The following is an 18,385-nucleotide window of genomic DNA, read 5'->3' on the forward strand; positions in this document are numbered from 1 at the left end:
CACCGGGCGATGCGACAATCCTAGCTGGGCTGGACCGCAGTCTGGCTCAGCGTTTCGTCGAACTTGATCGACTCGCCACAGCCACAGGCATCGATGACGTTCGGATTGCGGAACTTGAACCCGGATTCAAGGAGCGACGTCTCGTAATCGATCTCGGTGCCGAACAGGAACATCTGGGCCATCGGCGCGATCAGCACGCGGGCCTCGCCAACTTCGACAACTTCGTCATGTGCCTCGGCTTCGGCGACATATTCCATGGTGTATTCCATACCGGCGCAGCCGCCTTTCTTGACGCCGATCCGCAGACCGGCGGATTTGTCCTTGGTCATCAGCTTCGCGATCTGCGCCGCGGCGGCGGGGGTCACGGTAACGGGGGACTGTCCGGGGATTGCAAACATTGGAATGCTCCTTCTCCTCCAAGATATGCCCCGATGCCGCAGGTCTCAAGGGGCGGCGGCGGCAGGCGGTCGATCATTCCGGCCACCCCGCCTTTCTGTCACAACCCCATGCAGTTCGCGTAATAGGTCACCGTCGCGGGCCAGTCAGAAAAGACGCCCGCGACGCCCACATCTTGCGCCAGCACGTCGAGCAATTCATAGGTGACGCCGTCGTTGTCGGTCACATCCGCGATGGACTGGTAATACCAGCCGCCGCCGTCGTTCAGCGGGCCGGAGCGCTCCAGCGACCATGCGATCAGGTTCAGACCGGCGGATTTGGCCTCCGTCGCATAGACGGACGGGACAATTTCGCCGTCTTCGACCGTGACCAGCATCCACAATGGCGGCGCGATGTAGTTCACGCCCATATCGGCCAGTTCCTGCATCGTCGGCTTGAAGGTCGCGGCGTCCATCGGATCGATTTCGCCTTCATCCTCGTCGAAAGCCTCGTAGCGGTCATCGAGATAGACGGCCTGCGCACCGAACTCCGGTTCGTTCTCGATCCAGTACAGGATATCGGACAGGTTGAAGGATTGTGCCCAGACGTCAGACGCGGGAACGCCCGCCGCCTTGTATTCGTCGATCATCTTCTGGGCATAGTCTTCCTGCGTGAAGCCATCGTGCGGCATGTCGACTGCCGCGGACTTCAATTCGGGCGTGAATTTCGCGCCCAGATCGCGGAACAATTCGATCGACTCGGCATGGGACAGCAACGTGGTGCCCGTGCTGTAGAGTGTCGTGCGATAGTCAGCGACGCCTCCCTGATATTCTTCCGCTGTCATGGCTCTGGCATCGGCGGCGTCCATTTTGGGCGTCAGGGTACGATACTCCTCCAGAGTGATCTCGGAGGTCCGGCATTCGGCGGTCGCATCTTCATCACCATTCGCCGCGGTGAAGGGCGTCGTGCAGGTGTCGGCCAGATCGGAGACAAGGATATTCGTCGTGGTTTGCAGGTCGTTTTGTGCGTGACGGCAGACCAATTCGTGATCCTTGGTGAAGGTCACGTCGCATTCCAGAATGCCCGCGCCCATCTGTGCCGCTGCGATATTCGATTCCACGGTATGTTCGGGGAACATCAGCGGCGCGCCCCGGTGCCCGATGGAAAAATCGGTGCGCGTCGGTGTCTGCGACAGGCAGGCCTGAAGCCTGGTCTTCAACGCGCCGTCGTCCATCTGGCTTATCAGCCAGGCAGGTCGGGGGCCGTAGGTCAGTCCGGTGTCGGTATGGCCGTCGGCCAAAACCGGTGTGGTCGACACCATCAGAATGGCAAGGACAGGGCGAAGCGACATGGCAAAATCCTCCTGAGAGGAGTGTAACATCTCAGTCCGGAATGCGGTCATGTAGATTAAACGAACCGTTGGTAACGGCTGAATGACGCTTGTGGCGATGGGCGGTTTTGACTGTCGCAGGCCCGTGTCCGTGGACGACGGACGGTCGCCGCCGATATTCGGGAAGAAACCGGTGTCCTACATGAAGCCCAGTTCAAGGCGGGCCTCGTCGGACATCATTTCCATGCCCCAGGGCGGCTCGAACGTCAGATCGACGTCGACGGTCTTGACGCCGGGCAAGGCCGACACCGCATCCGCGACCCAGCCGGGCATTTCGCCGGCAACCGGGCAACCGGGGGCAGTCAGAGTCATGATGACCTTCACGGCATTCTCGGGGTCGATGTCGATGGTGTAGATCAGGCCGAGATCGAAGATGTTTACCGGAATTTCGGGGTCGAAGACCGACCGGCAAGCGTCGACCACGCCTTCGTGCAAAGGATGATCGGTGGTGGAGGGCGCGATCAGCGGCGCACCTTCAAGACGGTCGGCCGTTTGGGCATTCGTATCGACTGGCATGGCGATCCCCTATTGGTCGACTGAAAAGATAAGGATTGGATCAGGCCGGGTAAAGGGCAAGTTGACATCAAAAAGGGGCGGCCCGATCCCGGACCGCCCCTTTCCTGTCTCAGTGTCGTCCGATCAGAAACGATAGTTGACGTTCAGACCGACCGTCGTCGCCTTGAGATCGGTCCCGGCGGAACCGTCCAGTTCGCCGAAATCGTTGTAGATCGCTTCGGCACCCAGGGAGACCGCAGGCGTCAGGAACATTTCGTATCCCACACCGGCGAAGTAACCGTCGGCGCTGCCCAGATCACTTGTATCGGCCGAAGCATAACCGGCCGTTGCGTAGTAGAGGCTGCGTCCGGCGTCGAAGCCGACTCGGCCACCGACGCGCAGGATGTTGTCTAGCTCGGTTGTGGTTCCGTCAAGTCCGATGCTGCCGGTGTCATACTGTACCAGGCCACCGACGACGGTGCTTCCCAGGTCCAGGTCGTAACCTGCGCGCAGACCATACACTCCGCCGTTGCCATCGGCATTGATCGTGCCGATCGTGCCGTCGGCTTCAACGTCAGCATAGCTTGCCTGGGCACCGACATAGAAGCCGGTCCAGTCGTAAACGGGAGCCGCAGGCGCGACGAAAACGGGTGCCGGCTCAAGCGGAGCGGGGACGATGCCACCCGCCAGGGCAGGAGAGGCGATGAGAAGGGGGAGTGCGGCGATGATGAAACGGTTCATGATAGCTCCTTAGGTTTTTTTCTGTTCTGCATTCGGTTGTGATAGCCACGTCTTAGTGGAGCAGACGTGACCTCAAGCCCGCAGATAGGCACACGGTTCCTGAATTACTTTCCGTCGGCGATCACAACTTGTTTTATGTGTTTTTTGCATCGCACTTCCGGCTCGGTCGGCAGGATCTGGCCGGTTCGTAGTCATTTCGGCAAGGTCCTGCTAAACGCCTCCGTAATGTTGAAAATTCACGACCCGAGGTCCGATGACACAGCCCTTCTCATTCCGGTGCGATGCCACGGACGGGCGTGCCCGGACCGGCGCGATCTCGACCCCGCGCGGAGAGATCCGAACGCCTGCCTTCATGCCCGTCGGCACCGCCGCCACCGTCAAGGCGATGTTGCCGGAATCGGTGCGGGCGACGGGTGCGGATATCCTGCTGGGAAATACCTATCATCTGATGCTGCGGCCAACGGCGGAGCGGATCGACAGGCTGGGCGGACTGCACAGGTTCATGAACTGGGATGGGCCGATTTTGACCGACTCGGGCGGGTTTCAGGTCATGTCGCTGGGGGCCTTGCGCAAGCTGGATGAAGATGGCGTGACCTTCAAATCGCATATCGACGGCTCCAAACACCGCCTGACGCCCGAACACAGCATGGAAATCCAGCGGCTTCTCGGGTCCGACATCGTAATGTGCTTTGATGAATGTCCCAGCCTGCCCGCCGACCGCGACCGCATCGCCACGTCGATGGAATTGTCGATGCGCTGGGCCGCACGGTCCAGGGCGGCGTTCGGCGACCGGCCCGGCCATGCACTGTTCGGAATACAGCAAGGCGGGCTGGATCGCGACCTGCGCGCCCAGAGCGCGGATGCCCTGCGTGACATCGGCTTCGATGGCTATGCCGTCGGCGGTCTGGCGGTGGGCGAGGGGCAGGATGCGATGTTCGACGTGCTCGACTACGCGCCGGATCAGTTGCCCAAAGACAAGCCGCGATACCTGATGGGGGTCGGCAAGCCCGACGATATCGTGGGTGCCGTGGCGCGCGGCATAGACATGATGGACTGCGTGTTGCCGTCGCGGTCGGGACGAACGGGGCAGGGTTGGACGCGGCGGGGGCAGGTCAATCTGCGCAACGCGCGTCATGCCGACGATCCGCGACCGCTGGACGAAGCCTGCACCTGCCCGACCTGTCAGGGCTATTCCCGCGCCTATCTGCATCACGTCATCCGCAGTCAGGAGATCATCGGCTCCATGCTTCTGACCTGGCACAACCTGCACTACTTTCAGGAGTTGATGGCGGGCATGCGCGACGCCATTGCAGGCGCCACATTCACGGCTTGGCAGGCCGGGTTTCACGCGATGCGGGCGGATGGCGATATCGAACGGATATGATATTTTCATGTGCTGCGATGACCGCATAGCGCAGGCGGCTGACGCGTTCCGCTTGCGCACCGCCCCCGCCCTCTCCACAATGCGAAACAAGACGGGAACATCCCGCGTATTGAAGACAGGCCGTCGCATGCCCACCTAGGGCCTCGATGACGGAAGGACCCGAAGGCCGCCGATTACGGGGCAGGGGTCCTTTGCGAAAGGACAGATAAATATGACGACTTCCACCCACCCCGTGTTGCCGCTGCGCGACATCGTCGTTTTCCCCCACATGATCGTGCCGCTGTTCGTGGGCCGCGAAAAATCGGTTCGCGCCCTGGAAGAGGTGATGAACGACGACAAGCAGATCCTGCTGTCGTCGCAGGTCGATCCGGCCACGGACGAACCCGATCAGGATGGCATTTACCGTGTCGGCGTCCTGGCCAACGTTCTGCAATTGCTCAAGCTGCCCGACGGCACCGTGAAGGTGCTGGTCGAAGGCCGGTCGCGGGTGCGGATCACCCGGTTCGTCGACAACGACAGCTTTTTCGAAGCCGAAGCCGAGGTTCTGGAAGAATCGCGCGGTGACGAGTCGACGATCGAGGCCCTGCTGCGGTCGGTCGCCGACGAGTTCGAGCGCTATGCCAAGGTCAAGAAGAACATTCCCGAAGAAGCGTTGGGCGCGGTCGCCGAAGCGCAGGACCCGGCCAAGCTGGTGGACCTCGTGTCCGGCCATCTGGGCATCGAAGTCGACCAGAAGCAGGAGCTTCTGGAGCTTCTGACCGTGTCGGAGCGGCTGGAGAAGGTCTATGGCATGATGCAGGGCGAAATGTCCGTCCTGCAGGTCGAAAAGCGCATCAAGTCCCGCGTCAAGTCGCAGATGGAGCGCACCCAGCGTGAGTATTATCTGAACGAACAGATGAAGGCGATCCAGAAGGAGCTTGGCGAAGGCGAAGAAGGCCAGAACGAGGTTTCCGAACTGGAAGCGCGGATCGCGAAGACCAAGCTGTCCAAGGAAGCCCGCGAAAAGGCCGATACCGAGCTGAAGAAGCTGCGGAACATGTCCCCCATGTCCGCCGAAGCCACTGTCGTGCGCAACTATCTGGACTGGATGCTGTCGATCCCGTGGGGCGACAAGTCCCGCACCAAGAAGGATATCGTCAAGGCGCGTGAGGTTCTCGACAAGGATCATTTCGGGCTGGAAAAGGTCAAGGACCGCATCGTCGAATATCTGGCCGTGCAGGCACGGTCGACCAAGCTGAAGGGCCCGATCCTGTGCCTTGTCGGTCCTCCGGGCGTGGGCAAGACCAGCCTGGGCAAGTCGGTCGCCAAGGCCACGGGGCGCGAATTCATCCGCATCTCGCTGGGTGGGGTTCGCGACGAGTCGGAAATTCGCGGCCACCGCCGGACGTATATCGGGTCGATGCCGGGCAAGATCATTCAGGCGCTGAAAAAGGCCAAGACGACCAACCCGCTGATCCTGCTGGATGAAATCGACAAGATGGGTCAGGATTTCCGGGGCGATCCGGCGTCCGCAATGCTTGAGGTTCTGGACCCCGAGCAGAACAGCACGTTCATCGACCATTACCTTGAGGTCGAATATGACCTGTCAAACGTGATGTTCCTGACGACCGCGAACTCCTACAACATGCCGAGCCCGCTGCTGGACCGGATGGAGATCATCCCCCTTGCCGGTTACACCGAGGAGGAAAAGGTCGAGATCGCCAAGCAGCACTTGCTTGCCAAGCAGGTGAAGAACCACGGTCTGCGCAAGGGCGAGTTCGAATTGACCGATGGCGCACTGCGCGAAATGGTCCGCACTTATACCCGCGAGGCGGGGGTGCGAAATCTGGAGCGTGAGATCGCAAAGCTGGCCCGCAAGGCGGTAACCAAGATCGTCGGCAAGACGGAAACGGCGGTCCGCATCACCGAGGATAATCTGGACGATTATCTTGGGGTGAAGAAGTATCGCTATGGTCTGGCGGAACTGGAGGATCAGATCGGCGTCGTCACCGGGCTGGCCTATACCAGCGTCGGCGGTGACCTTCTGCAGATCGAGGCGCTGCGCCTGCCGGGCAAGGGTCGGATGAAGACCACCGGCAAGCTGGGCGATGTGATGAAGGAGTCCATCGACGCGGCCAGCAGTTATGTCCGGTCCATCGCGCCCGCGATTGGGGTCAAACCGCCGAAGTTCGACACGATGGACATTCACGTCCACGTGCCCGACGGCGCGACACCCAAGGACGGCCCGTCCGCCGGTCTGGCGATGGTAACGTCCATCGTGTCGGCCTTGACGCAGATCCCGGTGCGGCGCGACATCGCCATGACGGGCGAAGTCAGCCTGCGCGGCAATGCCATGCCGATTGGTGGCCTGAAGGAGAAACTGCTCGCGGCCCTGCGCGGTGGCATCACGACGGTGCTGATCCCGCAGGAGAACGAGAAGGATCTGGTCGATCTGCCGGAGAGTGTGACCTCCGGGTTGAAGATCATTCCGGTCACGCATGTGTCCGAGGTGCTCAAGCTCGCTCTGGTCGACACGCCCACAGCGATCGACTGGGACGAAGCCGCCGAGGAGGCCGCCGCTCTGGCCGCCAAGGCCGCTCAGGCCGGGGCAGGTGGCGCCACGGCGCACTGAGCCGCACGGAGCGTTCGGCACGGGTCCGATCTGTTATCAAAATGCCCCGGGGCGCGTGCGCGTGCCCCGGGGTTTCTTTTTCAGATATTCTCAGATGATGTCAGCCTTTGCCGCCGCCGTCCCTCCACCGTTGCCGCCGCGATTACGGCCCCCCGGACCGGAGCTGCCGCCGGGGGCCGTGCCATCGGCCGTGCGGGCCATGCGATATGACATCTTGTCCGGCTCCAGCATGCCATCGTCGTCCAGATCGATTTCGGCAAAGGTGGGTGTCTCGCCGACACCGGCCACATCGACCTCGGTGCGCGACAGAAGGCCGTCGCCATTGCTGTCGATCTGGCTGAAGCCGGACGTATCGCCACCGAATGAGACCGAGAATTCGGCTGCGCTGATCGCGTCGTCGCCATCGGCGTCGATGACACCGAAGCTTACCTGCGCAAAGGCCGCACCGGCGGACAGGCCCGCGCACAACGGTCTTGAACCCGATCCCCCAGTTGTCTAAACGCCGGGCACGGATCGGGTGATTAGCTCAGTGGTAGAGCGCTTCGTTCACATCGAAGATGTCAGGGGTTCAAATCCCTTATCACCCACCGTCCTTTCCCTGAACAGCGGTGTGCCATGCCCCCCGTCTACCTGATGCGGCACGGCGAAACGGTCTGGAACCTCGACGCCCGGATGCAGGGGCAGCGGGACAGTCCGCTGACCGTCAGGGGCCGGGCACAGGCCGCGCGTCAGGGGGCGATCTTGCGGGATCATGGCGTGACGACCTGCCATGCGCGCTCCAGTCCGCTGGGCCGGGCCATGGAAACGGCGCGACTGGCCGGACTGGAGGCGATTGCCGACGCCCGACTGGCCGAAATCGGCATGGGCGAATGGGAAGGCCGGTTGCGCGCCGACATCACGACGGCGGCGGGTCTGATGTGGAAGTTCGACGCCCCTGGAGGCGAGGGGCTGGAAACGGTGCGCGCCCGTCTGGAGGACTTGCTGGCCGACGATATGGCGGAGCCTGTCATCCTGATCACGCACGGCGCCATCGGAATCGTTTTGCGCGCCCTGCTGTGCGGGTTTCCAGCCGAGCACTGGGACAGGATGGAAGACCCGCAAGGCGTCGTCCATGTCATCGAGAACGGGGTCGAGCGACTGTTGGCATAAGCCGTCTTGAAGGCCCGCGCCGGGCGCGCTATCCCGGCGCAGCGGGTGGTTAGCTCAGTTGGTAGAGCGTCTCGTTTACACCGAGAATGTCGGGGGTTCGAGCCCCTCACCACCCACCATATTCCTTGCCGCTGCGCGGCTTGATCCGAATCCGCCGCAACAGTCACTGCATCACTGCAACCGGTAAAGTCCTGGTTCTGACGTCGCCAACGCTCGCGCAGCATTCCGTTCAGCCGACCCCTCGCGCCGGAGCCTGCGCGCGAAGCCCACGAGACGCGCGCTAGCCGTCGAGAAACGGGATCGGGAGGCCGAAGAAATCGGCCAGCAGCACGAAATTCAATGCCAGTACGGCCAGGGCTCCGAGGCCTGACAGAATGCGCAACACCGGACCGACCATGAAATCACCCATGATGTCCTTACGCGACGAGAAGATGATCAACGCGATCATCGGCACAGGCAGGGCGATCGACAGGACGACCTGACTCATCACAAGGGCCTGCGTGGCGTTCACGCCAATGCCGACGACCACGAAGGCCGGCACCATGGTCACAAGGCGGCGCACCCAGATCGGAACGTGGAAATGCAGAAATCCCTGCATGATCATCTGTCCCGCCATGGTTCCGACCACGGAACTGGAAATGCCCGACGCGATGAGCGAGGCGAGAAACATGCCTGCCGCCGCCGCACCCAACAATGGCGTGAGCATGTAATAGGCGGTTTCGATTTCGGCGACCTGAGGGTTCCCCTGATTGAAGGCGCTGGCCGCCATGATGACCATGGCGATGTTGACCATGCCTGCGATGGCCAGAGCCAGAACGACCTCGATATTCGAGAACCACAGGATTTTGCGTCTGTCTGCATCGTTGCGGGCATGGGCGCGCGATTGCATGAGTCCGGAATGCAGGTAGATCGCGTGCGGCATGACGGTCGCGCCGATGATACCGACAGCGATGGTCAGTGCAGCTGAATCCGGCAGGCCGGGCTGTATCATGCCCATGGCCGCGGCCGCCCAGTCCACCGGAGCGATGAACATTTCTGCAAGGTAACTCAATCCGATCACACCGACGAAGGCGCCAATGATAAGTTCCATCGGGCGGAAACCGTAGCGTTCGAAGATAAGGATGGCATAAGTCACGATCGCGGTGATCACCATGCCAGCGAATAACGGCAGGCCGAACAGAAGCGAAAGACCGATTGCCCCGCCAAGAAACTCCGCAAGGTCGGTCGCCATCGCCGCCACCTCGCTGATGGCCCACATGATCCACACGACCGGCTTCGGGAAATTATCGCGCGACAGCTCGGCAAGGTTCTTGCCTGTCACGATTCCCAGTCGCGCAGACAGGGCCTGAAACAACATCGCGATGAGGTTCGCCATCAGGACCACCCATAGCAGGGTATAGCCATATCCTGCCCCGGCCTGAATGTTCGTCGCGTAGTTGCCTGGATCCATATACGCGACCGAGGCGATGATGGCCGGACCGGCGAACAGCAGCCTGCTTCGCCAACCGCGACGCTCTCCGCTCAGGACGCCCGTGATGCCGACGCGGGTCTTGTCAGTCAGATTATGCATGTCAGGTTCCTGGAATTTTCGCCGGTAAATAGCCATAGCTATAAATCATACAAGAGCTAAATTTTAATTGCCGTGTGTACAATGCGGTACCTGATGGTGAAACAGTCGAGCCTTGGCTATACTGTGGTCCCGACACATTTCCGGATGCCAGAGCCATGCCCGACCAACCCGCTCATCCCAAGGATCAGGCCGATCGTTTTGCCCGCGCGCGGGAGTCGCAGTCCGTCGCCCTGCTGGAAGACTACGTGGAGATGATCGGTGATCTGCATGCGGAACTGGGCGAGGCGCGCGTGGCCGATATCGCGGAGCGGATGGGGGTTGCCCAGCCCACCGCCACCAAGGCGATTTCCCGGCTCAAGCGCGAGGATCTGGCCACCTCCCGACCGTATCGCGGCGTGTTCCTGACCGAAGCGGGAACCCTGCTCGCCGACCGTGTCCGGGCGCGGCACCGGACCGTCGTCGCCTTTCTCGTGGCGGTCGGCGTTCCTGCGGACGTGGCGGAACTGGACGCGGAGGGAATTGAACATCACGTTTCCCGCCAGACGCTGAAGGCCTTCGAGAGATACCTGGCGAATGTCGACGCCAGAGGGCGCCGTCGCTGAAACACTCCGGGGTTACCCTTATTGCAGCGACCGCCCGCTTGCCCGCGACGGTGACGATGGTGGCAACCTGCGATGACCTGCCTCGGGCAAGGGCGCGCAATCGCAGGATCGCCGAAGATCGCGGTGCCCGCCCGGGCAATGACACACGGCGGCGCATGTCGATGGGCACCAAGCCGGAACCGCGACTGTTTTGATGCCGACCCCTTACTGCCGCAACGACGGCAGACCGATCCCGGTTGCCTCGAACCCGCCATCTACGGCCAGCCGCTGACCGGTGATATAGCTGGCCTTGTCGGAACACAGCCAGACGATGGCTTCGGCAATTTCTCCCTCGTTGCCATAGCGGTTCAGGGGGATCGCATCGTGATAGGCGTCGATGATGTCCTGCGTATGGACTGCCATAGCCAGTTTGGTCCGCACCGGGCCGGGGCATACGCAATTCGCGCGGATGCCGAATTCCCCCAATTCGACCGCCTGTTGCTGTGTCAGATGCGCCACGCCCGCCTTGCTGGTGCCATAGGCCACGCGCAATGTGGAAGCCCGCAAAGCCGAGATCGACGCGATGTTGACGATGGCGCCCCTTCCGTCGCGCAGGGCAGGCGTGAAGGCCTGCGTCATCAGGAACACGCCGTCCAGATTGGTCGCCATGACGCGCCGCCAGCGCTCGAACGTCGTGCCCTCGATCGGGCCGAAGTCCGCGACTCCGGCGTTGTTGACCAGGGCATCGACCCGGCCCAGGGCGTCGAGTGCGGCAGGCACCAGCGCGGCCACGGCGGCTTCGTCGCTGACATCGCAGGGCAGGGCGATTGCGCCCGCCAGACCGTCTGCGGCACGCGCCAGTTCTTCGGTGTCATTGTCGATCATGGCCACCCGTCGACCCTCGGCCAGAAACAGTTTTGTCGTTGCCAGCCCGATCCCCCGCGCCGCGCCCGTCACCACTGCCGTCTTGTCCATGTCTGTCTCCGTCCCTGACTGTTCGTGCAACGCTAGGCGACACGGCCAGCGGTGAGAAGCATTTGTGAACATGCGCAGGGCGTCTGCGCGCGCGGCGGCGATGACCGAAGGGCTGCGTTGTCCTATATGTGGATCAGACCCTAAGGTCCGGAGGCCTGACATGAGCTGGAACCCCATCCTCGATACGCATATCCCGATTGGCGATGCTGTCGACGCCATCGAAACCGTTATCGTTCCCCGCGCCCGCGATCTGGGCGGGTTCGAGGTGCGTCGCGCGCTGCCTGCGCCCAGGCGTCAGATGGTCGGGCCATTCATCTTCTTCGATCAGTTCGGCCCTGTCGAATTCCTGACCGGCCAGGGCATCGACGTACGCCCGCACCCGCATATCGGGCTGGCGACGGTGACCTATCTTATGCAGGGGCGCATCCATCACCGCGATAGCCTTGGCACCGATCAATGGATCGAACCGGGAGCCGTCAACTGGATGGTCGCGGGGCAGGGCATCACCCATTCGGAACGGATGGACGGCACCTATCGCGACACCGACAAACCGCTGTTCGGCATTCAGACCTGGGTCGCGCTGCCCAAGGACAAGGAGGATCGTCCGGCCGATTTCATCCATGCCGCCAGAACCGACTTGCCGGAACTGGAGGCCGAGGGCAAACGCGTGCGTCTTGTTTTGGGCGATGCCTGGGGTGTAAGTGCGCCGGTCGAGACGAGCAGCCGGATGTTCTATGCCGACGCAATGCTGGAGCCGGGGGCCAGGATTCCGCTGCCCGACGATCACGAGGATCGGGGCGTCTACGTCTTGACGGGGTCCATCGACGTGGCGGGCGAAACCTATGACGCGGGCCGCATGATGGTGTTCCGTCCCGGCGATGCGCTGTCCTTGAAAGCGGGACCGGAGGGGGCGCGGCTGATGATGTTAGGCGGCGACACGATGGACGGGCCGCGTCATATCTGGTGGAACTTCGTCGCCAGCAGTCAGGATCGGATCGATGCCGCCAAGGAAGCATGGCGCGCCGGCGACTGGGCGCACGGCAGGTTCCAGCTTCCGCCCGGCGACGAGGACGAATACATCCCGCTGCCGGATCACTAGGGCGCGATGCGCGGACCTTCCACAAGATGACGCCGTGGCGGCACCGGCGACGGACCCCGTGGCGCGCTGTTTCCAGGGGCGGACAGTTGTCTGGCTCAAACGGATCTGGCCCCCTCTGCATCCCGGCAGCTTCGGTCCTTCGGATTGCCACAAGACCTGCGGGCCGGCGGTGCGGTCCGAAATCATGCCATGTATATCAATGCTTTGACCTGCAGGATTCGCGGGGCTGCAATTCTTGGGCCGGTCGATATCTCCGCCGATCCGGGCATCATGACCGCGCGCCCGATGAACGTTGCGGATACCCGAAAGGGTCGGGCGGGTTGGAACGGGTTCGTACCTGAGGCGAAAGGATCGAATTACCGCACGTTCCCCGCTTGACGGGACTGGGGGCGCGCCATAGACACCCCACACGCCGGGCGACCGGCGGATGCGCGGTTGTAGCTCAGTTGGTTAGAGTACCGGCCTGTCACGCCGGGGGTCGCGGGTTCGAGCCCCGTCAACCGCGCCATTTTCCCCTTATCGTTTGAAACGACCGCAGATTTTACGGGTGATCCGGGGGTGATCCGCGTCCGACGTCGTCGGGGGTTGTGCAGGCGGGCGTTCGGTGGGTGCAGGCATTCACAGGCCGAGGGAAGTCAGGACGGGCTTCAACCAGCCGAACGTGCCGGGTGCCTTGATCGCGAGTTGGGTGAACGTGCCTGCGTTGGCTTCCAGAAGTGCGAGGAGACCTGCGATCGATCCCACGCCGACGGTCGTGGCGATACCCTTCTTCGTCGCGCTCCAGAACTGTGAACTGATGTCCTTCGCTTCGTTATGCACCCAACCGACAATGCCAATGGCAAGGTTGCGGGCGGAGTCTACCAGACCTTTTCGGGCCAGCGGATCGGCTGGCGTTTCTTATGACGTCGATTAACGCGCCGAACGAGTTCGGAATGGCTGGATCGACAGCTTCGGAGGCGCGAAGCTCGGCGAGCAATGTGCGCAGATCGGGCAGGATGTCCGCAACGTCCTGTGCGGGGGGCACGGGTTGTGCCGCGCGATAATCGGTCCATGCCGGAAACCGTTCGAGGTGCAGGGCGAGGGCGGCAGCGAAGGCAACCACCTCTGATGCGGCTTCGTCCATCAGCGCCTCCGGCGCGTGTTCGGCAAGGGCGATGACCCGGTTTCCGTGAAGGCCAAGGTTGATAGCCTTGCACATTTCTGGAGCCATCCCGAGCGCGGCCTCTACCCGCATCAGGGCCTTGGCAAGGCGCGGCATGGCGTTCCCGATGCCGGGTTCCAGGTCATCGAGGTCCTGAAGCATTTCCCGCAAGGCTTGCCACGCTTCGAAAGTTGCCGCTGATTGTCCCGTCTCGGCGATGCGATTGCTGACGCGAAGCCGGGTTCGGGCGACTTCTACTTCCAACGGGGCCGGGACCGGGGATGGGACGGTTGGTGCTGCGGGCCGTTTTCCGAAAACCGGCAACGGTTCCGGCCAGGGCGGCAGGGTGCGCAGATGGGCGAGGAGGGCCTGGAGGCGGTCTTCGTCGTCTTCGATCTCGGCTGCGGTGGCAATGGCGGGATCGTTGCAGGCGGGGGTATCGCTGAAATAGACAATTCGACTTTTCTCGGGGACATCTGGATGGGGCAGACGGGACAGGTCGAGAAGGAAACGCAGGTCGGTGACCTGAGTATTGCCGAGATTGAGCCACGTCAGGTTGGTGAGGCCCGCGACGTGGGAGAGGTCGGTGACCTGTGTGGTGTCGAGGGCGAGCGTCTGCAGGTTGGTGAGGCCCGCGATGTGGGAGAGGTCGGTAACCTGCGTGTTGTCGAGGTCGAGCCTCTGCAGGTTGGTGAGGTCCGCGATGGGGGAGAGGTCGGTGACCTGTGTGTTGTTGAGTGAGAGCAACTGCAGATTGGTGAGGCCCGCGATGGGGGAGAGGTCGGCGACCTGCGTGTTGTCGAGGTCGAGCAAGTGCAGATTGGTGAGGTCCGCGATGTGGGAGAGGTCGGTGACCTGCGTGTTGCCGAGGGAGAGCCTCTGCAGGTTGGTGAGGCTCGCGATGGGGGAGAGGTCGGTGACCTGCGTGTTGCCGAGGAAGAGCGTCTGCAGGTTGGTGAGGTCCGCGATGGGGGAGAGGTCGGTGACCTGCGTGTTGCCGAGGAAGAGCGTCTGCAGGTTGGTGAGGTCCGCGATCTTCGGTGGCAGCGTGTCGATCTTCAGCCCGGAAAGGTCCAGGGTCGTCGCCCCAGTCTCCCGCGCTTTTTCAATCCGCCGAAGCGCCTCGTCCCGGTCTTCGTTCGCCATTGCACCGCACCCCGTACCCCGGCGTTACCGTCCCCGATGGCACGGCGGTGCACAACCCCCATTGACCGCCCCGTGCGACGCCGTTATCCCGCCTCTCACGCGCGGTTGTAGCTCAGTTGGTTAGAGTACCGGCCTGTCACGCCGGGGGTCGCGGGTTCGAGCCCCGTCAACCGCGCCATTTCCCCTCAGTCCCGCCCCCGCCCGGCCAGCCGGGGCAGAAGCGCGCTGAAATCCTTGCCGCGCCCGTCCTCCTGTTCGACGAAGACGGTGTATTGATGCAGCGCCTCGGTTCCGACCGGGGTCGGGGCGTCGACCGCCTCGGCGGCCTGCAGGGCCAGTCCCAGATCCTTGAGCATCAACTCGGCGGCGAAGCCCGGTTTGTAGCCGTTGTCGGCGGGCGATTGCGGCCCGACGCCGGGGGCCGGGCAATAGGTCGTGAGCGACCATGACTGCCCCGAGGAGGTGGAGACGACATCATACATCGCCTGCCGGTCCAGCCCCAGCTTGTCGGCCAGCGCGAAGGCTTCGCAGGTGACGGCCATGGTCGCGCCCAGGATCATGTTGTTGCAGATCTTGGCGGCCTGTCCGTTGCCCGCGGGCCCGCAATGCACCGTGCGCCCGCCCATCACGTCGAAGAGCGGCATAGCCGTGGCCAGCGCGTCGTCCGGCCCGCCCACCATGAAGGTCAGCGTGCCCGCCGACGCGCCGCCGATGCCGCCCGAGACGGGGGCATCCAGCGCCTTGCAGCCGTGGTCGGCGGCCATGGCGGCCACGGCGCGCGCGCTGTCCACGTCGACGGTCGAGCAGTCCAGCAGCACTGCACCGGGGGTCATCGCCGGAATGATGTCGGCGGCGACCGATTGCAGGATCGTGCCATTGGGCAGCATGGTGATGACCACGTCCGCGCCCCTGGCCGCGGAGGCCGCGTCGTCGGCCATGGTGACGCCTTCGGGGGCCGGGGTCGCCATGTCGTAGCCGGTGACGGTATGCCCGGCGGTGGCCAGATTGGCGGCCATCGGCGCGCCCATGTTGCCAAGTCCGATGAAACCGATGTTCATGTCAGATCCTCCAGTTGCGGGGCCAGTGGCCCGAGGGGGCGCAGGATGTTGGCGACGTCGATGGCGGGCACATCCTGCGGGCCGGTGTGTTTCCAGCGGGGTTTGCGGTCCTTGTCGATGACCTGCGCCCGGATGCCCTCGATGAAATCGGCATGTTCAAGGGCGCGGAAGGTGAAGCGCGCTTCCTGGTGCAGGGCCTGTTCGATGGTCGGATCGTCGCCCAGCCGGTGCAGGATCTCGACGGCGCAGGCCATCGAGAGGGGGGCATTGCGGCCGAAGGCGTCGCGCGCCAGTTCGGCGGCGGGGCCGGTCTGGCCATCGAGGGCACGGGCGATGTCGCCCAGCGTTTCGCCCGCGAAAAGCGCGTCGACCTCGGGTTGCAGGGCGGCGAGGGGGGCCTCGGGGGCGGGGCGCGCGGCTGCGTCGACGGCGGTGGGGTCGCCGGTTTCGCACAGTGTCGCCTTCAGCGCGTCCCAGTCGCCCGGAACATAGTAGTCGGCGAAGCCCGCGTGGATCGCGTCGCCCGGCCCCATGCGCGCGCCGGTAGTGCCGAGGTATTCGCCCAGCCGTCCGGGCGCGCGGGCGAGGAGGAGGGAGCCGCCGACGTCCGGCACCAGCCCGATGGCGCATTCGGGCATGGCGATGCGCGAGCTGTCGTCGACGATGCGGTGCGAGCCGTGGCAGCCGACGCCGACGCCGCCGCCCATGGTGAAGCCGTGCAGAAAGGTGACGACGGGTTTCGGGAAGTGGAAAATGCGTGCGTTCATGCGGTATTCATCGCCCCAGAACCGCGCGCCGTAGTCGTATTCGCCGCGCGCCCCGGCGGCGTGCATGGCGGTGATGTCGCCGCCCGAACAGAAGGCCCGTCCGGGCGCGGCGTCGATCAGAACCAGATGAACGTCGTCGTCCACGGCCCAGGTTTTCAACGCTTTTTCGATTTCGAGGCACATGTCCCAGGTCAGTGCGTTCATGACGTCGGGCCGGTTCAGCGTGATGCGGCCCGCACGGCCTTCGGTGCGGATCAGGATGTCGGTCATTGCAGCGCTTCCAATTCGGCGTATTTTTGCGCCATCAGGTCGCCCGGTGGGACCGGGGCCCCGATGCCGGTGCCCCCGTTGACGGTGTCGACACCGTCCTTCAACCAGGTCCAGACGGTCCATTGATAGTAGAACAGCACGAGGAGTGCAGTCGTTCCGACCACGAGGCCCGCAGATTCGAACCGATGGCCTTGTGGCAGCAGGAGTTGCATTGCCCCATACCCGGCCGCGAAAAGCCCGATTGCGGCCCCGCCGCCCCAGACTGCGGCGAAGACGATCTGCCGCCACGTTCCACCGTCACGCATTTCGCGCAAGGCTGCGATTTCATGGCGCAGGAAGGCGCGGCGCAAGATGGCAGGGACAGGCCTCAACTTCATGCCTTCAACATCTCGCGGGCGACGATCATCCGCATGATCTCGTTCGTGCCTTCCAAAATCTGGTGCACCCGCAGGTCACGGACCAGTTTCTCGATTCCGTAGTCCGCAAGATAGCCGTAGCCGCCGTGCAGTTGCAGACACTGGTCGACGATGCGGCTGCCGGTTTCGGTCACCAGCTTCTTGGCCATGGCGCAGAACTTGGTGGCGTCGGGCGCGCCGGTGTCCAGTTTCCATGCCGCCTGCCGCAGGAAGACGCGCGCGGCGCAGAGGTCGATTTCCATGTCGGCCAGCCGGAACTGCAAGGCCTGAAACTGGTCGATGGGCTGACCGAAGGCGCGGCGCCCGGCCATATAGTCCAGCGTCAGGTCCATCGCCTGTTGCGCGGCACCCAGCGAGCAGGCGGCGATGTTCAGGCGACCGCCGTCGAGGCCTGCCATGGCATAGCGGAAGCCCTTGCCCTCCTCGCCCAGCAGATCGCCTGCGGGGACGGGGCAATCGTCGAGCTGTACCTGCCGCGTGGGTTGCGAGCGCCAGCCCATCTTGTCCTCCAGGCCGCCGAACGACAGGCCTTCGGCCCCATCCTCGACAATCAGCGCGGAAATCCCCTTCGGGCCGTCGCCGCCGGTGCGGGCCATGACGATATAGGCGTCTGAATAGCCGCCGCCGGATATGAATGCCTTGGTGCCGGTTAGCAGCCAGCCCTCGTTGGTGCGTTCGGCACGGGTTTTCAGGGCGGCGGCGTCGGAGCCGCTGCCGGGTTCGGTCAGGCAATAGCTGAACACCTTTTCCATCGACACGGCATCGGGCAGGTGCCGCGCCTTCAGGTCGTCGGACCCGAAGGTGTCGATCATCTTGGCGCACATGTTGTGGATCGACAGGAAGGCCGCGACCGAAGGACAGGCCATCGACAGCGCCTCGAACACCAGAGTCGCATCCAGCCGCGACAGATTGCTGCCGCCAATATCCTCGGACACGTAGAGGGCCCCGAACCCCAGCTCCGCCAGCTTGGGCCAGAGCGCCCTGGGGATTGCACCATCGGCTTCCCAGTCACGGGCAAAGGGCGCGATCTCGGTCATGGCCACGTCGCGGGCCATGTCGAAGATCGCCTCGGATTCCTCGGAAAGTGCGAAATCCATTCTGGGCCCTCCCGTGCCGTTAATCGAACGCTTGTTCAAGAGTGGCGGTCCGGCGGCGCGAGGGCAAACGAAAAAGCGCGCCGGGGGGGCGCGCTTTCGGTGAACGGTTTTGCATAGGCC

At 63.4% G+C, this 18,385-nt stretch carries 19 protein-coding genes and 4 tRNA genes; 10 read left to right on the plus strand and 13 right to left on the minus strand.

The window, feature by feature from the left end; genetic code table 11:
- Positions 1 to 20: 20 nt before the first annotated feature.
- The 4 genes from BMY38_RS09995 to BMY38_RS10010 form a co-directional block, all read right to left on the minus strand.
- Positions 21 to 398, minus strand: coding sequence for a HesB/IscA family protein (locus BMY38_RS09995; protein WP_092762397.1), 378 nt, complete (start codon positions 396 to 398; stop codon positions 21 to 23).
- A 98-nt stretch (positions 399 to 496) separates the two neighbouring features.
- Positions 497 to 1,696, minus strand: coding sequence for a glycerophosphodiester phosphodiesterase family protein (locus BMY38_RS10000; RefSeq protein ID WP_092762693.1), 1,200 nt, complete (start codon positions 1,694 to 1,696; stop codon positions 497 to 499).
- 207 nt (positions 1,697 to 1,903) lie between these two features.
- On the minus strand, positions 1,904 to 2,281 hold the full coding sequence (locus BMY38_RS10005) for an SUF system Fe-S cluster assembly protein (protein ID WP_092762399.1): 378 nt from the start codon (positions 2,279 to 2,281) through the stop codon (positions 1,904 to 1,906).
- Positions 2,282 to 2,404: 123 nt separating this feature from the next.
- Positions 2,405 to 3,001, minus strand: coding sequence for a porin family protein (locus BMY38_RS10010; RefSeq protein WP_092762400.1), 597 nt, complete (start codon positions 2,999 to 3,001; stop codon positions 2,405 to 2,407).
- Between the two features lie 253 nt (positions 3,002 to 3,254).
- On the opposite strand from BMY38_RS10010, the gene tgt reads away from it, so the two are divergent.
- Both tgt and lon read left to right on the plus strand, forming a co-directional pair.
- On the plus strand, positions 3,255 to 4,385 hold the full coding sequence (gene tgt / locus BMY38_RS10015; protein ID WP_092762402.1) for a tRNA guanosine(34) transglycosylase Tgt: 1,131 nt from the start codon (positions 3,255 to 3,257) through the stop codon (positions 4,383 to 4,385).
- Between the two features lie 211 nt (positions 4,386 to 4,596).
- Positions 4,597 to 6,996: an endopeptidase La gene (lon, locus tag BMY38_RS10020; protein ID WP_092762403.1), complete on the plus strand. Its 2,400-nt coding sequence runs from the start codon at positions 4,597 to 4,599 to the stop codon at positions 6,994 to 6,996.
- Positions 6,997 to 7,086: 90 nt separating this feature from the next.
- Here lon and BMY38_RS10025 read toward each other — a convergent pair whose 3' ends face one another.
- On the minus strand, positions 7,087 to 7,464 hold the full coding sequence (locus BMY38_RS10025; RefSeq protein ID WP_092762405.1) for an EF-hand domain-containing protein: 378 nt from the start codon (positions 7,462 to 7,464) through the stop codon (positions 7,087 to 7,089).
- Positions 7,465 to 7,511: 47 nt separating this feature from the next.
- On the opposite strand from BMY38_RS10025, the gene BMY38_RS10030 reads away from it, so the two are divergent.
- The 3 genes from BMY38_RS10030 (at position 7,512) to BMY38_RS10040 (ending at position 8,264) form a co-directional block, all read left to right on the plus strand.
- Positions 7,512 to 7,583, plus strand: a tRNA-Val gene (locus tag BMY38_RS10030).
- A gap of 28 nt (positions 7,584 to 7,611) precedes the next feature.
- Entirely contained in the window at positions 7,612 to 8,145 is a 534-nt protein-coding gene (locus BMY38_RS10035) for a histidine phosphatase family protein (RefSeq protein WP_092762407.1), read from the plus strand.
- A 43-nt stretch (positions 8,146 to 8,188) separates the two neighbouring features.
- A tRNA-Val gene (locus tag BMY38_RS10040) sits at positions 8,189 to 8,264 on the plus strand.
- Positions 8,265 to 8,425: 161 nt separating this feature from the next.
- Here the strand turns inward: BMY38_RS10040 and BMY38_RS10045 are convergent.
- A complete protein-coding gene (locus tag BMY38_RS10045; protein ID WP_092762409.1) occupies positions 8,426 to 9,715 on the minus strand; it encodes an Nramp family divalent metal transporter in 1,290 nt (429 codons plus the stop codon).
- A 155-nt stretch (positions 9,716 to 9,870) separates the two neighbouring features.
- On the opposite strand from BMY38_RS10045, the gene mntR reads away from it, so the two are divergent.
- Positions 9,871 to 10,317 carry a manganese-binding transcriptional regulator MntR gene (gene mntR / locus BMY38_RS10050; RefSeq protein WP_092762411.1) on the plus strand — a complete coding sequence of 149 codons (447 nt, stop codon included), beginning with the start codon at positions 9,871 to 9,873 and terminating at the stop codon, positions 10,315 to 10,317.
- A 204-nt stretch (positions 10,318 to 10,521) separates the two neighbouring features.
- Here the strand turns inward: mntR and BMY38_RS10055 are convergent, their stop codons facing one another.
- Positions 10,522 to 11,271, minus strand: coding sequence for an SDR family NAD(P)-dependent oxidoreductase (locus BMY38_RS10055; RefSeq protein ID WP_092762412.1), 750 nt, complete (start codon positions 11,269 to 11,271; stop codon positions 10,522 to 10,524).
- Positions 11,272 to 11,431: 160 nt separating this feature from the next.
- Here BMY38_RS10055 and BMY38_RS10060 point away from each other — a divergent pair, with 160 nt between their 5' ends.
- From BMY38_RS10060 to BMY38_RS10070, 3 genes are all read left to right on the plus strand, one after another.
- On the plus strand, positions 11,432 to 12,370 hold the full coding sequence (locus BMY38_RS10060) for a pirin family protein (RefSeq protein ID WP_092762414.1): 939 nt from the start codon (positions 11,432 to 11,434) through the stop codon (positions 12,368 to 12,370).
- 189 nt (positions 12,371 to 12,559) lie between these two features.
- Positions 12,560 to 12,748, plus strand: coding sequence for a hypothetical protein (locus BMY38_RS10065; protein WP_092762416.1), 189 nt, complete (start codon positions 12,560 to 12,562; stop codon positions 12,746 to 12,748).
- Between the two features lie 53 nt (positions 12,749 to 12,801).
- Positions 12,802 to 12,878 (plus strand) — tRNA-Asp (locus BMY38_RS10070).
- A gap of 110 nt (positions 12,879 to 12,988) precedes the next feature.
- On the opposite strand, the gene BMY38_RS10075 is transcribed toward BMY38_RS10070, so the two are convergent.
- Together BMY38_RS10075 and BMY38_RS10080 are read right to left on the minus strand one after the other, a co-directional pair.
- The gene (locus BMY38_RS10075; protein WP_092762418.1) at positions 12,989 to 13,189 is read right to left on the minus strand and encodes a hypothetical protein; all 201 of its coding nucleotides are present in this window, start codon (positions 13,187 to 13,189) and stop codon (positions 12,989 to 12,991) included.
- Positions 13,182 to 14,657: a leucine-rich repeat domain-containing protein gene (locus tag BMY38_RS10080; protein ID WP_092762420.1), complete on the minus strand. Its 1,476-nt coding sequence runs from the start codon at positions 14,655 to 14,657 to the stop codon at positions 13,182 to 13,184. The genes BMY38_RS10075 and BMY38_RS10080 overlap by 8 nt, the downstream gene beginning before the upstream one ends.
- A 101-nt stretch (positions 14,658 to 14,758) precedes the next feature.
- On the opposite strand from BMY38_RS10080, the gene BMY38_RS10085 reads away from it, so the two are divergent.
- A tRNA-Asp gene (locus tag BMY38_RS10085) sits at positions 14,759 to 14,835 on the plus strand.
- 7 nt (positions 14,836 to 14,842) lie between these two features.
- On the opposite strand, the gene mmsB is transcribed toward BMY38_RS10085, so the two are convergent.
- The 4 genes from mmsB to BMY38_RS10105 are packed head-to-tail and all read right to left on the minus strand — an operon-like array spanning position 14,843 to position 18,265.
- A complete protein-coding gene (mmsB, locus tag BMY38_RS10090; RefSeq protein ID WP_092762422.1) occupies positions 14,843 to 15,715 on the minus strand; it encodes a 3-hydroxyisobutyrate dehydrogenase in 873 nt (290 codons plus the stop codon).
- Positions 15,712 to 16,752, minus strand: coding sequence for an enoyl-CoA hydratase/isomerase family protein (locus BMY38_RS10095; RefSeq protein WP_092762424.1), 1,041 nt, complete (start codon positions 16,750 to 16,752; stop codon positions 15,712 to 15,714). The genes mmsB and BMY38_RS10095 overlap by 4 nt, the downstream gene beginning before the upstream one ends.
- Positions 16,749 to 17,129: a hypothetical protein gene (locus BMY38_RS10100; protein ID WP_092762426.1), complete on the minus strand. Its 381-nt coding sequence runs from the start codon at positions 17,127 to 17,129 to the stop codon at positions 16,749 to 16,751. The genes BMY38_RS10095 and BMY38_RS10100 overlap by 4 nt, the downstream gene beginning before the upstream one ends.
- Positions 17,126 to 18,265, minus strand: a complete 1,140-nt coding sequence (locus BMY38_RS10105) for an acyl-CoA dehydrogenase family protein (protein ID WP_092762428.1) — start codon at positions 18,263 to 18,265, stop codon at positions 17,126 to 17,128. Before BMY38_RS10105 ends, BMY38_RS10100 begins: the two co-directional genes overlap by 4 nt.
- Positions 18,266 to 18,385: the final 120 nt, after the last annotated feature.

The sequence above is a fragment of the Jannaschia helgolandensis genome, from assembly GCF_900109285.1.
In the GTDB taxonomy this organism is placed as follows: Bacteria; Pseudomonadota; Alphaproteobacteria; order Rhodobacterales; family Rhodobacteraceae; genus Jannaschia; species Jannaschia helgolandensis.

What these genes read in the sequence shown, in the direction of transcription:
- BMY38_RS09995 (WP_092762397.1), bottom strand. Translation starts at nt 398, where the DNA reads ATGTTTGCAATCCCCGGACAGTCCCCCGTTACCGTGACCCCCGCCGCC.
- BMY38_RS10000 (WP_092762693.1), bottom strand. Translation starts at nt 1,696, where the DNA reads ATGGTGTCGACCACACCGGTTTTGGCCGACGGCCATACCGACACCGGA.
- BMY38_RS10005 (WP_092762399.1), bottom strand. Translation starts at nt 2,281, where the DNA reads ATGCCAGTCGATACGAATGCCCAAACGGCCGACCGTCTTGAAGGTGCG.
- BMY38_RS10010 (WP_092762400.1), bottom strand. Translation starts at nt 3,001, where the DNA reads ATGAACCGTTTCATCATCGCCGCACTCCCCCTTCTCATCGCCTCTCCT.
- tgt (WP_092762402.1), top strand. Translation starts at nt 3,255, where the DNA reads ATGACACAGCCCTTCTCATTCCGGTGCGATGCCACGGACGGGCGTGCC.
- lon (WP_092762403.1), top strand. Translation starts at nt 4,597, where the DNA reads ATGACGACTTCCACCCACCCCGTGTTGCCGCTGCGCGACATCGTCGTT.
- BMY38_RS10035 (WP_092762407.1), top strand. Translation starts at nt 7,612, where the DNA reads ATGCCCCCCGTCTACCTGATGCGGCACGGCGAAACGGTCTGGAACCTC.
- BMY38_RS10045 (WP_092762409.1), bottom strand. Translation starts at nt 9,715, where the DNA reads ATGCATAATCTGACTGACAAGACCCGCGTCGGCATCACGGGCGTCCTG.
- mntR (WP_092762411.1), top strand. Translation starts at nt 9,871, where the DNA reads ATGCCCGACCAACCCGCTCATCCCAAGGATCAGGCCGATCGTTTTGCC.
- BMY38_RS10055 (WP_092762412.1), bottom strand. Translation starts at nt 11,271, where the DNA reads ATGGACAAGACGGCAGTGGTGACGGGCGCGGCGCGGGGGATCGGGCTG.
- BMY38_RS10060 (WP_092762414.1), top strand. Translation starts at nt 11,432, where the DNA reads ATGAGCTGGAACCCCATCCTCGATACGCATATCCCGATTGGCGATGCT.
- BMY38_RS10065 (WP_092762416.1), top strand. Translation starts at nt 12,560, where the DNA reads ATGTATATCAATGCTTTGACCTGCAGGATTCGCGGGGCTGCAATTCTT.
- BMY38_RS10080 (WP_092762420.1), bottom strand. Translation starts at nt 14,657, where the DNA reads ATGGCGAACGAAGACCGGGACGAGGCGCTTCGGCGGATTGAAAAAGCG.
- mmsB (WP_092762422.1), bottom strand. Translation starts at nt 15,715, where the DNA reads ATGAACATCGGTTTCATCGGACTTGGCAACATGGGCGCGCCGATGGCC.
- BMY38_RS10095 (WP_092762424.1), bottom strand. Translation starts at nt 16,752, where the DNA reads ATGACCGACATCCTGATCCGCACCGAAGGCCGTGCGGGCCGCATCACG.
- BMY38_RS10100 (WP_092762426.1), bottom strand. Translation starts at nt 17,129, where the DNA reads ATGAAGTTGAGGCCTGTCCCTGCCATCTTGCGCCGCGCCTTCCTGCGC.
- BMY38_RS10105 (WP_092762428.1), bottom strand. Translation starts at nt 18,265, where the DNA reads ATGGATTTCGCACTTTCCGAGGAATCCGAGGCGATCTTCGACATGGCC.